The 13,440-nt window shown below is 57.5% G+C and carries 11 protein-coding genes; 9 read left to right on the forward strand and 2 right to left on the reverse strand.

Annotated features, from left to right (window positions below; translation table 11 throughout):
- Positions 1 to 2 precede the first annotated feature (2 nt).
- The 8 genes from speB to HU748_RS15120 all read left to right on the forward strand — a co-directional run bounded on the left by speB (position 3) and on the right by HU748_RS15120 (position 9,182).
- Positions 3 to 953, forward strand: a complete 951-nt coding sequence (gene speB, locus HU748_RS15085) for an agmatinase (RefSeq protein WP_186478150.1) — start codon at positions 3 to 5, stop codon at positions 951 to 953.
- Positions 954 to 1,183: 230 nt separating this feature from the next.
- Positions 1,184 to 2,719: a cytosine permease gene (locus HU748_RS15090; RefSeq protein ID WP_186596301.1), complete on the forward strand. Its 1,536-nt coding sequence runs from the start codon at positions 1,184 to 1,186 to the stop codon at positions 2,717 to 2,719.
- A 78-nt stretch (positions 2,720 to 2,797) separates the two neighbouring features.
- Positions 2,798 to 3,616, forward strand: a complete 819-nt coding sequence (locus HU748_RS15095) for a transporter substrate-binding domain-containing protein (RefSeq protein WP_186720931.1) — start codon at positions 2,798 to 2,800, stop codon at positions 3,614 to 3,616.
- Between the two features lie 24 nt (positions 3,617 to 3,640).
- Positions 3,641 to 4,381 (forward strand): amino acid ABC transporter permease, encoded by a 741-nt coding sequence (locus tag HU748_RS15100; RefSeq protein WP_186478147.1) that lies wholly within the window; start codon positions 3,641 to 3,643, stop codon positions 4,379 to 4,381.
- A 10-nt stretch (positions 4,382 to 4,391) separates the two neighbouring features.
- The gene (locus HU748_RS15105) at positions 4,392 to 5,123 is read left to right on the forward strand and encodes an amino acid ABC transporter ATP-binding protein (protein ID WP_272979745.1); all 732 of its coding nucleotides are present in this window, start codon (positions 4,392 to 4,394) and stop codon (positions 5,121 to 5,123) included.
- Positions 5,124 to 5,162: 39 nt separating this feature from the next.
- Positions 5,163 to 6,773 carry a 5-guanidino-2-oxopentanoate decarboxylase gene (locus HU748_RS15110; protein WP_186596305.1) on the forward strand — a complete coding sequence of 537 codons (1,611 nt, stop codon included), beginning with the start codon at positions 5,163 to 5,165 and terminating at the stop codon, positions 6,771 to 6,773.
- A 32-nt stretch (positions 6,774 to 6,805) separates the two neighbouring features.
- On the forward strand, positions 6,806 to 8,290 hold the full coding sequence (locus HU748_RS15115; RefSeq protein WP_186721015.1) for an aldehyde dehydrogenase: 1,485 nt from the start codon (positions 6,806 to 6,808) through the stop codon (positions 8,288 to 8,290).
- A 106-nt stretch (positions 8,291 to 8,396) separates the two neighbouring features.
- Positions 8,397 to 9,182, forward strand: a complete 786-nt coding sequence (locus tag HU748_RS15120) for an SDR family oxidoreductase (RefSeq protein ID WP_186720933.1) — start codon at positions 8,397 to 8,399, stop codon at positions 9,180 to 9,182.
- A gap of 179 nt (positions 9,183 to 9,361) precedes the next feature.
- On the opposite strand, the gene HU748_RS15125 is transcribed toward HU748_RS15120, so the two are convergent.
- Positions 9,362 to 11,245, reverse strand: coding sequence for a methyl-accepting chemotaxis protein (locus tag HU748_RS15125; RefSeq protein WP_186720935.1), 1,884 nt, complete (start codon positions 11,243 to 11,245; stop codon positions 9,362 to 9,364).
- A 142-nt stretch (positions 11,246 to 11,387) separates the two neighbouring features.
- Complete coding sequence (locus tag HU748_RS15130; protein WP_186478142.1) at positions 11,388 to 11,744, reverse strand: RidA family protein; 357 nt, start codon at positions 11,742 to 11,744, stop codon at positions 11,388 to 11,390.
- A 301-nt stretch (positions 11,745 to 12,045) separates the two neighbouring features.
- Between HU748_RS15130 and HU748_RS15135 the strand changes: the two genes are divergently transcribed.
- Positions 12,046 to 13,437: an amino acid permease gene (locus tag HU748_RS15135; protein WP_186720936.1), complete on the forward strand. Its 1,392-nt coding sequence runs from the start codon at positions 12,046 to 12,048 to the stop codon at positions 13,435 to 13,437.
- The last annotated feature ends 3 nt before the right edge of the window (positions 13,438 to 13,440 follow it).

Consider the following 13,440-nt stretch of genomic DNA (forward strand, 5'->3'; position numbering starts at 1 on the left):
CGATGACCAAGACTTTTCATCAACCGCTCAGCGGTAACGAGATGCCACGCTTTGGAGGCATCGCCACCATGCTGCGCCTCCCACATTTTCCAACCCCCGAGGGCTTGGATGTAGCATTCATCGGTGTGCCACTAGATATCGGCACATCCTTGCGGGCAGGCACCCGCTTCGGCCCACGCTCGATTCGCGCAGAATCGGTGATGATCCGCCCCTACAACATGGCCACAGGTGCAGCGCCCTTCGACTCTTTGAGCATCGCTGATATCGGTGACGTGGCGATCAACACGTTCAACCTTCCAGCCGCCGTGAAAATCATCGAAGAGGCATACCACGGCTACCTGGAGCACGACATCATTCCGATGACGCTGGGCGGCGACCACACCATCACCCTGCCCATTCTCCGTGCCATCCACAGAAAGCATGGCAAGGTCGGCCTGGTGCACATCGACGCGCATGCCGACGTCAACGACGAGCAGTTCGGTGAAAAGCTAGCCCACGGCACTACCTTCCGCAGAGCGGTGGAAGAAGGCCTACTTGATTGCGATCGCGTGGTGCAGATCGGCCTGCGTGCCCAAGGCTACACCGCCGAAGACTTCAACTGGTGCCGCAAACAGGGCTTTCGCGTGGTTCAGGCCGAGGAATGCTGGCACAAATCACTGACGCCGCTGATGGAGGAAGTCCGAGCAAAAGTCGGCGGTGGGCCGGTCTACCTGTCCTTCGACATTGACGGCATCGACCCTGCGTGGGCGCCAGGTACAGGCACTCCAGAAATCGGCGGCCTTACCACTATCCAGGCCATGGAAATTATTCGTGGCTGCAACGGTTTGGACTTGGTCGGCTGTGACGTTGTGGAAGTCTCGCCGCCGTACGATCTGACTGGCAACACGTCTCTTCTGGGAGCCAACCTGCTCTACGAAATGCTTTGTGTACTGCCAGGCGTAATCCGTCGGTAGTCCATGCCGGGGAGCGTTACGCCCCCCCTTTTCAATCGGGAAACCCATGCCATGTACAAGAATAAAAGGCACGTAATGTTCGACCTGACACCTCAGTGCTGGATGTTTTCACGCCCGCGTTTGAAGGCAAAACCTTTTTGACACTGCCTTTTTGACCGCAAGACGCCGAGCGGCCACAGAGCCGTAAGCGCGTCTGTACAAACATCTGCCCTTACACTTTGAGGTGACCTATGTCGCATCAACAGGATAGTCACGTCTCGCTGACCCAGATCGAGACCTTTGGTGTTGAACGCATTCCCGATCATGAGCGATGCGCTACGCCGTTTGACCTCTTCCGAATGATTTTCGGCGGAGCCAATACTTTTGCAACTTGCATGCTGGGTGCATTTCCAGTTCTGTTCGGTTTGTCCTTCTGGGCTGGGGCTGCATCCATCGTAATCGGCGTATTACTAGGCTCGATAATTCTATCGCCAGTGTCACTGCTTGGGCCGATCAATGGTACCAACAACGCAGTTTCCTCCGGCGCACACTTTGGTGTTCACGGTCGTGTCGTGGGTTCGTTCCTGGCCCTACTGGTCGCGATCGCGTTTTTCTCAATCGGTGTCTGGAGCGCCGGCGATGCACTGTTAGGCGCACTCCATCGAATGATTGGCCTGCCGGAATCGGATTGGGTACTGGCCACCATCTATGCCTTCTTTGCATTTCTGGTGCTGGTGATCTGCATCTATGGCTTCCAGTTCATGCTGTGGGTCAACAAGATCGCGGTCTGGAGCGCAACAATCCTGTTCTTCGTCGGCATCTTTGCCTTCAAGGACACCTTCAATGCGGACTTCGCCGGGACCGTCTCGTTGGTGCATCCTGACACCTTCTGGCCAGCCTTCATCGGTTCTACTTTGTTGGCTATGAGCAACCCGATCTCGTTCGGCGCCTCCATTGGTGACTGGGCGCGCTACATTCCCGACACCACCCCAAAGTACCGCATCATCGGTGCAACCATCCTCGCTCAACTAGCAACACTGTCACCCTTCCTGTTCGGCCTGGCCACAGCTTGCATCGTCGCGGAGCACGCGCCGCAGTACATGGCAGACAACAACTATATCGGAGGGCTGCTGGCCGTAGCCCCTGGCTGGTACTTCCTGCCGCTGGCCATGATTGCCTTCATCGGTGGTTTCTCCACCGGCACGGCCTCCCTGTATGGCGTTGGCCTCGACATGTCTAGCCTGGTGCCGAACATTTTCACCCGCGCCAAAGCCACGTTGGTGATTGGCCTTGTGGCGGTAGCGTTCATCTTCGTCGGCCGCTTTGGCTTCAACCTTGTACAGAGCGTTTCGACCTTTGCCGTGCTGATCGTCACCTGTACTACGCCATGGATGGTTGTCCTGGGCCTAGGGCTGATCGTGCGTAGGGGCTTCTATCACGCTGACGACTTGCAAGTATTCACCCGAGGACTTCGCGGCGGTGCTTACTGGTTCCACAACGGCTGGAACTGGCGCGGCCTGGGCGCCTGGATTCCAAGCGCAATCATTGGACTGTGCTTCGTCAACATCCCCGGTCAGTTCGTAGGACCGCTGGCAGGCCTGGCCGGCGATATCGATATCAGCCTGCCAGTGTCGTTGCTGCTTTCGGCGGCTCTCTACTGGACATTGCTGATGTTTTTCCCCGAACCCTCCGTCGTGTATGGCCCGAAAGGCCCCTTTGGCCTGCCATCACCGGACGTCCTGAGTCCGAATGCTCAAAAAACAATAATGCGCCATATCGGTCGCTGAAAAGCCTGCATCTTCAAGTCTGCCCAGATCTCCCGGTGCCGACACGGCACCGGGCTTACGAACTCAGAGGAAAAATCCATGCGCAAAATCCTTCTTGCCTTGTCCATGTTCGCGATTGTCAGTGGCTTTGGCAGCGCTTACGCCAATGAGATGTTGAAACCAGATTTCATCGCAGATGGTGAATTCAAGGTCTGTTCGGACCCATCCTTTCCGCCCCTGGAGTTTTTCGAGAAGGCCGGCGACAAAGACCCCATCGGGTTCGATGCCGATATGGTGCGAGCCCTGGCAAAGCATTGGGACGTCCGCCCAGGTTTCTTCGTAACCGAGTTTACCGGACTGCTCCCAGGGCTTGAGGCCAATCGCTGCGATGCCGTGATCAGCGGGACCTTGATCACTCCAGAACGGACGCAGAAGCTGAAGGCGGTTGGCTATCTGGCGACATCCAATGTGGTGATCGGGTCGAGCAAGTCGACCTTGAAAATGACCAGTCTTGAGGATCTCAGTGGCCAGGTCGTGGCGATCCAGTCCGGTACCAATAACGTCAAGATCATGAGTGAGCTGAACAACCGCCTGGCTGCTGCCGGCAAACCTCAGGCCACCGTCCAGACCTATCCCAAACAAAGCGATGCCATCCAGCAGTTGCTGCTGGGCCGCGCAGCCGCGTCAATCTCTCAAGCGACCGAATACGCCTACCGCGACCTGTTGAACCCAGGCCAGTTACAAACCCTGTACACCTTCCCGGAAAAGCAGATTTTCGGCGTCTACATCCGGCCGATCGAAGGCAACGTCAAAGCGCTGGAACAAGCCCTGGCAGCGCTACGCAGCCAAGGTGAGATGAAGACCATCGCCGAAAAATGGAAATTGCCCAGCGTCAACGTGGAGCAACTGAACCCGTAACTTCGGCGAAGAGAGGTATTGACCATGCATTTCGACTTCGATGTTTTTATCAGCGCTCTGACCTCTTACGCGTTCTTCAAGGGCGCGTGCATCACCCTAGCGCTGGCCTTGTTGTCACATTCGGTGGGGATCGCCCTATCGATCCCAGCCGCGCTGGCACTGGACGGTCCGCCGACAGTCTGGCGGACGGCGCTGCGCTCGGTACTTAGCGTTTTCCGTGGGGCGCCTACGCTGCTGCAACTGCTGTTCGTGTGGAACGCCCTGCCGCAGTTCTTTCCCGTTTTGCAGCAGGCGTGGTTCACCCCATTCATCGCGGCCTGGATCGCCCTGAGCGTGAATGAGGCGGCGTACCAAGTTGAGATCAACCGGGCGGCACTCAAAGCGATTGATCCGGGGCAATACAGCGCCGGTCATGCGCTGGGGCTTTCGCGCTGGCACACGCTGCGCCATGTGATTCTGCCGCAAGCGGCGCGCATCGGTATTCCGCCGACCGCCAACGAGTTCATCACCCTGCTGAAAATCACCTCGCTGGCCTCGGTGATTTCCCTGCAAGAGCTGATGGCGGTCACTTCACAGACGGTCTCCACCACGTTCCAGTTCTCGGAGTACTACGCGGTGGCCTTGGTCTATTACCTGGTCATGGTCTACACGCTGAGCGGCTTGCAAGCTCGCCTGGAACGGCGCATGGCCTGGGATGCACCCACCGAAGCGATAACTCGCGTGAGCTTTGTTCAACGCACCATGGCTCGCCTACGGCGCGCATGAGGATGACAGCATGAGCGAAATGATCCTGCTCCACCAAGTCAACAAACGGTATGGCGACTTCCATGTCCTCCAGGACATCGAAATGACTGTGCAACCGGGTGAGAAGATCGTCATTTGCGGGCCCTCCGGCTCAGGCAAGTCGACCCTAATCCGCTGTATCAATCGGTTGGCACCGCACGACAGCGGGACGATCATCGTCGAGGGTCACGACATCAGCAAAAGCCGGGGCAGCCAATTCGCCCGACGCGAAGTAGGCATGGTCTTCCAGAACTTCAACCTGTTCCCGCACATGTCGGTGCTCGACAACTGCACCTTGGCGCCGATGAAAGTCCGCGGCCTGTCGCGTGATGCCGCAGAAGCACTGGCCCAGGGTTACCTGAACCGTGTCCATATCGGTACCCATGCACACAAGAAGCCGTGCCAACTGTCCGGTGGCCAGCAACAACGCGTAGCTATCGCCCGGGCATTGTGCATGAGTCCTAAGGTGATGCTGTTCGACGAACCGACTTCCGCGCTGGATCCGGAAATGGTCGGTGAGGTGCTGGACGTGATGACCGGTCTAGCGAAGGACGGTATGACCATGTTGTGCGTAACGCACGAAATGGACTTCGCTCGCAAGGTAGCTGATCGAGTGGTGTTCATGGACGCTGGCCGGATCGTTGAAACCGCCCCTCCAAAAACCTTTTTTGAAGCCCCGCAAAGCCCACGCGCTCGCGCATTCCTGTCGCAAATACACCACTGACCCTAGCCCGTTGCGGCTGTTTTCCAAGCGGAGATTCAAATGACCACCTGTGCGGAGTATTTGGTTAATCAATTGCAGGCCTGGAGCGTCGACACTGTATTCGGCATACCCGGGGTGCACACCATCGGTCTATATCGCGGCCTGCCAAAAAGCAGCATTCGCCATGTGACCCCACGCCATGAGCAAGGCATCGGCTTCATGGCCGACGGCTACGCCCGAGTAACTGGAAAACCTGGCGTGTGCTTCTGCATTACCGGCCCAGGCATGACTAACATCGCCACAGCATTGGGCCAGGCCTACGCAGACTCAATTCCTATTCTGGTGATTTCCAGCGTCAACGAGCGCAGCCGATTGGGATTAGGCAATGGCTACCTGCATGAGCTGCCAAGTCAGCGCAATCTGATCGCGGGTGTTACCGCGTTCAGTCATACCGTGCTGAGCCTCGAACAATTACCCCAGGTTCTGTTGCAAGCCTTCAGCCTGTTCAGAAGCGGCCGCCCGCAGCCGGTGCATATCGAGATCCCTCTGGACCTGATAGAACTCGACGCCAGCCACCTGCCGATTCTCGAACTGCCCCGCCAAGGCCGCTTGGCCCCCGATCCCGAGCTGATCAGCGCAGCGGCCAAGCTGTTGCTCAGCGCGGAGCGACCGCTGCTGCTAATTGGGGGCGGCTGCCAGGCATCATTCGAGAAAGTCCGCCTACTGGCAGCTGCCCTCGATGCGCCTACTGCTTGCACGATCAATGCTAAGGGCGTCCTGCCCAACGGCCATCCATTGGCACTAGGCAGCAACCAGTCACTAGACCCCGTGCGCAGGCTTGCCGCCGAAGCCGACGTGATTCTCGCAATCGGCACCGAACTGGCAGAAACCGACTATGACGTGGTCTTCAACGGCGGTTTCAAGCTAAATGGAAAGATCATCCGTATCGACGTCGATCCGACTCAGCTCAATCGCAACTACGTGCCGAGCATCGCGCTGCCGGCAGATGCCGAGCTGGCCATCGATGCGCTGCTCAAGCACTTGCCGGTCCGTACCCTGAGCCACGAAAGCGTTGGCGCCCAGCGCGCAGCAGCTGTGCGCGAAGAAATTCTCCAAGATCTACAGGGCTGGGCGGATTACACACACCTGTTCGACGTGATCAACCAGGCTCTCCCCGATGCGCGCTACGTTGGCGACTCGACCCAGACCGTCTACAGCGGCAACCACTTGGTCGAGCTAGACGGCCCGCGTCGCTGGTTCAATGCCTCTACAGGCTACGGCACGCTGGGTTATGCATTGCCTGCTGCCATCGGCGCCAAGATTGCCGACCCGCAATCGCCAGTGGTCTGTCTGATTGGCGATGGCGGCCTGCAATTCACATTGGGCGAAATGAGCAGCGCCATCGAAGCCGATGCCCCCATCATCGTTCTGCTTTGGAACAACAACGGATATGGCGAAATCAAGACCGCGATGGAGCGCCGAGACGTCCAACCACTGGGTGTGGATATTTACACCCCAGAGTTCAAAGCCATCGCCCAGGGCTTCGGCTGGAAGGCTGTTCGTGCCAGCGATCACCAGGACCTCTCTAGCTTGTTGGTCGAGGCCGCACAAAGTCGCGTGCCGACCCTTATTGAAGTCTGTGAAGCCGCACCATTCGCCACCGCGCAGTAAGTCGAGCATCGTTGCTGAAAATAGGAGTTCAAATGTCGTTAAGTGAATGGCAACGCAAAGCTACCGAATTGAAATTTGAAGGCCGTGCATTCATCGACGGTAGATACTTGGATGCCGTCGGAGGCCAGCAATTTGCCTGTCACAGTCCTGTCGATGGCCGCTTGTTGACCCAGGTCGCCAGCTGCGATCAGGCTGATGTCGAGATCGCTGTAGTAGCTGCCCGTCGTGCCTTTAACAGCGGTGAGTGGAGTCAGTTGGCGCCAGCCGAGCGCAAGAGAATCTTGCAACGCTTCGCTCGACTGATAGAGGCATGCGTCGAGGAGCTGGCACTACTGGAAACGCTGGATATGGGCAAACCCATCAGTGACTCCCTGGCCCTGGATATACCCGGCTCCTGGGAGTGTATCGATTGGACCGCCGAAGCCATTGACAAGGTCTACGGTGAGGTTGCGCCGGTCCCCACCAACCAACTCGGCCTGATAACCCGCGAGGCGGCGGGCGTGGTTGCCGCCATCGTGCCTTGGAATTTTCCGCTTCAGATGGCGTGCTGGAAAATTGCACCGGCGCTGGCCATGGGCAACTCGGTGATTCTCAAACCCTCGGAGAAGTCGCCGCTGACCGCCATTCGTATCGCCGCCTTGGCCAAGCAGGCGGGTATCCCGGATGGTGTGTTCAACGTGCTGCCAGGCTTTGGTCACAGCGTCGGCAAAGCACTTTCCTTGCACCAGGATATCGACGTGCTGGCGTTTACCGGCTCCACTGGCGTGGCCAAGGTACTGCTTGAAGCCGCAGGCCAGTCCAACATGAAGCGTGTTTGGCTAGAAGCCGGCGGCAAGAGCCCACACATCGTCTTCGCCGATGCCGACCTGGACCGTGCCGCCGAGGCCGTCGCTGCCGGCATCGCCTTCAACCAAGGCGAAGTGTGTACCGCAGGCTCTCGCCTGCTGGTGGACGCATCGGTCAAGGATCAATTGCTGGCGAAAGTGCATCAGGCACTGCAAGCCTGGCAACCGGGCCACCCGCTGGATCCGCAGACCCGCGTCGGCGCCATCGTCGATCATCAGCAAATGGAAAAGATCCTCGAATACGTGCAGATCGGCAAGAATGAAGGCGCACAGTTGAGCTGCGGCGGTGTCCAGACCATGGCCGAAACAGGCGGTACCTACGTGATGCCGACCATCTTCGACGGTGTGAGCAGTGCGATGCGCATATCCCGCGAGGCAATCTTCGGGCCGGTGCTGAGCGTGCTGACCTTTGCCCATGAAAGCGAAGCGATTGCGATCGCCAACGACAGCGAATACGGCCTCGCAGCAGGCTTGTGGACGACTCATCTCGGACGAGCGCATCGGGTCGCTAAAGCGCTCCGAGCAGGTAGCGTATGGGTCAACCAATACGATGCCGGCGACATGACCGCGCCCTTTGGCGGCTTCAAGCAATCGGGTAATGGCCGTGACAAGTCGCTGCATGCGTTCGACAAGTACAGTGAACTCAAGGCCATCTGGATCAACCTCGACTAGCTAAACCGCTCTATTCTCGCAATCCCATCACGATGACCTCCGGAGCGTTCGTCGAACGCTCCGGGGTGATGAGTACACCCATAATCTAACGCCGGAAAGATCATCTATGGACATGAAGCTCGAAGGTCTGCGGGCCGTGATAGGTGGCGGCAGCTCAGGGCTTGGGCTGGCCTCAGCCAAAGCACTCGCGGCTGAAGGTGTGCAGGTCTGCCTGGTCGCACGTGACGAGGTAAAGCTGCGGCAGGCGGTCGACCAGATTCGTGAGAGTGGCGGCGTCGCGGTCAGTGTAGCGGCTGACCTTTACGATGTAGATGCCATTCAGGCGACCGTCGATGCCATTCACGCGGCAATGGGCACGCCAAATATTTTGCTGCTGAACAATGGGGGGCCTCCACCAGCAGCAGCGGCCGCCTTCGATGCAGCCCTCTGGCGCAGGGAAGTCGAAGGCCAAATGTTGTCATCCATTGCCATGGCGAACGCTTTTGTACCGCAGATGAAAGCGCAAGGCTTCGGCCGAGTCGTGTTGATTGCCTCCACTAGCGTAGTCGAGCCCATTCCGGGCTTGGCTCTGTCGAATAGCCTTAGAGCAGGGTTGGCCAACTGGGCAAAGACTTTGGCCAATGAACTGGCGGCCTTCGGCATCACGGTGAATACACTGCTCCCCGGATCGTTCGACACTGCACGTACGCGCGACCTGCTAACCCGAGCTGCCATCGAATCTGGCCGCGCTCTTGCTGCACTGGAGGCGGAAGAAAGTCTACAAATTCCAATGCGTCGCTATGGCGCCCCGGAGGAGCTAGGCGCTCTGGTTGCGTTTCTAAGCAGCCCACTGGCGGGATACATCACCGGCGTACGCATTGCAATTGATGGAGGCCTTTGCAGGACGGCCTGAGCCCGATGGCGTTAGTGGATGGGATATGGCTGCGCAGTAATCCAGCAAACGAACCAGCCGAGTGGCCGAGTGCCCATGGCGTATCTGGTTTTCGACCAGGTTGTCGTCGATGGGCACACACCTGCACATGGTTTTCAGAAGGATCGGGCTCCAATTGCGTCCTTCTTCCCTCTCTCACATCAAAGCCTGAAACCGGACACAAGCTCGCGGAGGCTCTCAACCTGCTGCTGTAGCCGCGCGCAAGCATCAAGCGTTTCACGGAGATTCTCGACGCCCTTCCTGTTCAGTAGATCCAGTTCAGTCGTATCGGAACTGATCAAATCAGCGACCGTACTCTGCTCCTCAGTCGCAGCTGCAACAGAATGGTTGATGCCATCGATCTCACCGACAATCGTGGTGATGCTCCCAAGGCGGACCCCGGCCTTCTGCGCGATGTCGATGCTTTCTTTTCCGTAATGCTGACTGTCCTGCATTTGACCAACCGAACGCTGCGCCTCCTCCTGTAACTCCTCAATGAGTTGTTGCACCTGGCGAGCAGATTGCTGTGTGCGGTGCGCAAGACTGCGAACCTCATCGGCAACGACAGCGAAGCCGCGTCCGGCCTCACCAGCTCTTGCAGCCTCAATTGCAGCATTGAGAGCCAGCAAATTTGTCTGCTGGGAGATACCCGTGATCACATCGAGTATCTGCCCGATACCAGCTGTCTTGGCATGGAGCGAATCGATGCTGTTACCAGAGGCGCCAATCAGCTGGGTCAAATGATCAATCGCTGTGATCGTGTCCGTCAGTACTGCATAACCAGACGTTGCCTGGTCGCGAGCACTGACCGTTCGTTGAGACGCAAGCGCTGCATTCTGAGCAATATCCTGTGTAGCAGCACCTAGCTGTTGGATTGCTGTCACAACGCTGCTTGTCCGGGTACTTTGCTCCGATGAGCTACTGAGCGAGGCTTCCGACGCCTGCGTCACCGCACGCACACCTTGATCTACTGCCTTCGTAGCGCTGGCCACCTGCTGCATAGACTCATGCACCCTGCCCACAAATCGGTTGAACGATTGAGCTAATGCGCCGAACTCATCATTGCTTCGGTTAGCCAACCTCACCGTCAGGTCACCCTCCCCTTGAGCGATATCGTGCATGGCATTACTCATTGTGCGCAGGGGCTGTAGCAGCCTCTGGACCAGCGCCCCCAGCAGAGCGATCACAACGAGAACCGCCAAAAACAGTGTGATGAATGTGACCCTTCGGGAAGCCTCTATCGGCGCATACGCTTTCTGTTTATCGACGACCAACCCAATGCGCCAATCGAGTGATGGAAGGCCTCTGACAGGGATAAACATCAATAGCTCTTTGCCTCCCGATACCTCCTGGAGACGATCCAGCAATGACGGTTGAGCCCCAGGGACAACATCGTCGAGACGACGCATGGACATAGAGGGGTCTGGGTGCACTAGCACTTTCCCGTCACCGCTCACCAGGAAGGCATACCCCATACCTTTGAGATCGGCCGCATTGATGATGTCTACAACACTTTTGAGCGCGACATCGGCTCCTGCGACAGCCAGAACCTGGCCTCGAACCTGGACCTTGTCCACGATCGATACCAGTAGCTCTCGCGTAATACTGTCTGCATAGGGCTCCGTGATAGCCACACCAGATGCTGCCATGCCCAGTTCGTACCAAGGTCGTGACCGCGGATCGTAGCCAGCAGGCATCGGGTCATCCGGAAACGTCACGAATGCACCGTCCTGCCAACCCACGAACGTGGCTATGAAGGTTTGCTTCATTGACTGCAATGAAAGATATGGCGCCACGGCCTGAGAATGAGGGGAAAGAGCAGCTGCCTGGGCGAGGTTCTCTACCAACAATGTCCTGCCCGCTATCCAATGCGAGATGCTTGAGGCGGAATCCGACCCTACTGCCTGAAGGAACTGTTGAACGCTTTTACGGATTTCATCGCGCTGTCTAGATTCGCTGATGACGGCGAACGATGAAAACACAACGAGCACGATCGCCGATGCCGCGAGCACGATTTTGTGCCCGAACCTGAGATGTAAGCCCATACCTTAGGATCCGATAAGAATGCGGAAACGTTGCCGTCGGCGGGCATCTTGAGCTACCCGATACGGGCAACGGAGATTTTGTTGTTCTTGTCTTCACGACCGAGGCAGTGATCGCCTACCGATTACTGCCCCAGCAAGACCGTCAGGCTGGCAAAGCTGCAACGATCGAGATTTCCACGAGAATGCCAGGCTCGCACATTTTCGCTTCGACAGTTGCACGCGCAGGGCCCTTACCGGCAGGCACCCATTGATCCCAGACATCATTCATGCCGCCGAAATGAGCGTCGATGTCCTTCAGATAAATAGTCGCGGACAGGACGTGATTCTTGTCGGTCCCAGCCTCATCCAGCAGTCGCTCGATATTTTGCAGCGTTTCCCGGGTTTGCTGCGCGATGCCTGCTTGGAAGTCATTCGCAACCTCGCCGGACAGATAGACGGTGCCTTGGTGCTTCACCACCAAGCTCATGCGCTTGTCGGTGTGCAGGCGTTCAATACCCATTCGTGTCATTCCTTATCTTGTTGATCTAGCTCGATTTCATGAGACCAGCCCAGCGTCAGCTGTGGTGAAGGTGAGAACAGCCACCGCCGGGGGTAGCCACTTTTTACCTTCAAATGGAATTATTGTCTACCTTGGACTTTTAGGATATAAATGAACCCACAACAACGATCAACGCGTCAGGCCATGGCCGATAGCGGGCCGACTGAGCAACCTGGCGCTCCAGCAGCAGCTCAAGCGTGAGAAAACAAGAATGACAAGTCCCCTCGAACGTCCTCCTCGTAAGAATGAATTCCGAAAGGATATGCAGACTCGTCACCTGGTCATGTTGGCCATCGGTGGCACCATCGGTACCGGGTTGTTTCTTGCTTCCGGTTTTACCGTCGGTCAAGCAGGGCCTTTAGGTGCAGTCATCGCATATGTCATTTGCGCGGTGATGGTCTATTGCGTCATGTGCTGTCTAGGTGAACTCGCCGTGCACATGCCGGAAACAGGCTCCTTCAGTGCGTACACCACACGGTTCGTAGGTCCTGCTTCGGGCTACGCGGTTGCTTGGTTGTATTGGTTGAGTTGGGCAACTGCCATTGGCTCGGAACTGCTGGGAGCAGGCGTATTGATGGAACGATGGTTGCCCGGAGTTCCCGTCTGGGCCTGGGCGGCAATGTTCGGAGTGGTGATCACGGTCAACAATCTGTCCTCGGTGAGGGCCTACGCTGAAACAGAGTTCTGGCTGTCCCTGATCAAGGTCATCACGGTAATCGTCTTCATTGTCGTAGGTGGTCTGGCGATCAGTGGCGTGATCTCCGGCGGCGACCCGCAGACGACAGGCCTGGCGAACTTCACTAGGGAAGGCTGGTTCCCAACTGGCTTCAGCTCCATCGGGCTCGTGCTACTGGCTGTGGCATTCGGTTTTGCGGGCACCGAGGTGATCGGCATTGCTGCTGGCGAAACGGCAAACCCACAGCGCACCATCCCTCGTGCACTGAATGGAACTGTATTGAGGCTGGTGCTTTTCTTCATCGGGACCATCCTAGTCATCTGCATGATGCTACCGCGAGAGCAGGCTGGCGTATCCGAGAGCCCGTTCGTCGTGGTGTTCAGCAAAATTGGCATCCCCTACGCAGCTGACATCATGAATTTCGTAATCATCACTGCGCTTGTATCGGCTGCAAACTCTGGCCTCTACGCCGCTGCGCGCATGCTGTGGACACTCGGTGATCAAGGCCAACTGCCCCGCAGCTTTGCCCGACTGAACCGACGCGGCACTCCTACAACTGCAATTCTTTTCAGCATGGTTGGCGGAATCGCGGCACTGATGAGTAGCGTATGGGCAGCTGAGACGGTCTATCTGGTGCTGGTATCTATCGGCGGATTCGCAATCGTCGCGGTGTGGGTCAGCATCGCTGTCTGCCAAATCCTATTCCGTCGAGACCACATCCGCCGCGGGGGCAAGGTCGAAGACCTGAGTTACCGCGTGCGCTGGTACCCGGTTGTCCCTGTAATCGCCCTGATCTCTTGCTTGGGAGCATGCATCGGGATCGGCTTTGACCCTGAGCAGCGCATCGCGTTGTACGTGAGCCTGCCTTTCATTGCCCTTTGTTACGGTGGTTATTACGCCACTCAGCTGTACAAGAACTGGTTTGCAGCCAAGCACAACACACGCTCGTTGAGCGACGCCCGCGACACAGTGTCCTGAACC

Source organism: Pseudomonas sp. RW3S2, from assembly GCF_014268955.1.
In the GTDB taxonomy this organism is placed as follows: domain Bacteria; phylum Pseudomonadota; class Gammaproteobacteria; order Pseudomonadales; family Pseudomonadaceae; genus Aquipseudomonas; species Aquipseudomonas wayambapalatensis.

Bases quoted from the DNA above. Each gene is read 5' to 3' on its own strand.
- speB (WP_186478150.1), top strand. From the start codon at position 3: ATGACCAAGACTTTTCATCAACCGCTCAGCGGTAACGAGATGCCACGC.
- HU748_RS15090 (WP_186596301.1), top strand. From the start codon at position 1,184: ATGTCGCATCAACAGGATAGTCACGTCTCGCTGACCCAGATCGAGACC.
- HU748_RS15095 (WP_186720931.1), top strand. From the start codon at position 2,798: ATGCGCAAAATCCTTCTTGCCTTGTCCATGTTCGCGATTGTCAGTGGC.
- HU748_RS15100 (WP_186478147.1), top strand. From the start codon at position 3,641: ATGCATTTCGACTTCGATGTTTTTATCAGCGCTCTGACCTCTTACGCG.
- HU748_RS15105 (WP_272979745.1), top strand. From the start codon at position 4,392: ATGAGCGAAATGATCCTGCTCCACCAAGTCAACAAACGGTATGGCGAC.
- HU748_RS15110 (WP_186596305.1), top strand. From the start codon at position 5,163: ATGACCACCTGTGCGGAGTATTTGGTTAATCAATTGCAGGCCTGGAGC.
- HU748_RS15115 (WP_186721015.1), top strand. From the start codon at position 6,806: ATGTCGTTAAGTGAATGGCAACGCAAAGCTACCGAATTGAAATTTGAA.
- HU748_RS15120 (WP_186720933.1), top strand. From the start codon at position 8,397: ATGGACATGAAGCTCGAAGGTCTGCGGGCCGTGATAGGTGGCGGCAGC.
- HU748_RS15125 (WP_186720935.1), bottom strand. From the start codon at position 11,245: ATGGGCTTACATCTCAGGTTCGGGCACAAAATCGTGCTCGCGGCATCG.
- HU748_RS15130 (WP_186478142.1), bottom strand. From the start codon at position 11,744: ATGGGTATTGAACGCCTGCACACCGACAAGCGCATGAGCTTGGTGGTG.
- HU748_RS15135 (WP_186720936.1), top strand. From the start codon at position 12,046: ATGCAGACTCGTCACCTGGTCATGTTGGCCATCGGTGGCACCATCGGT.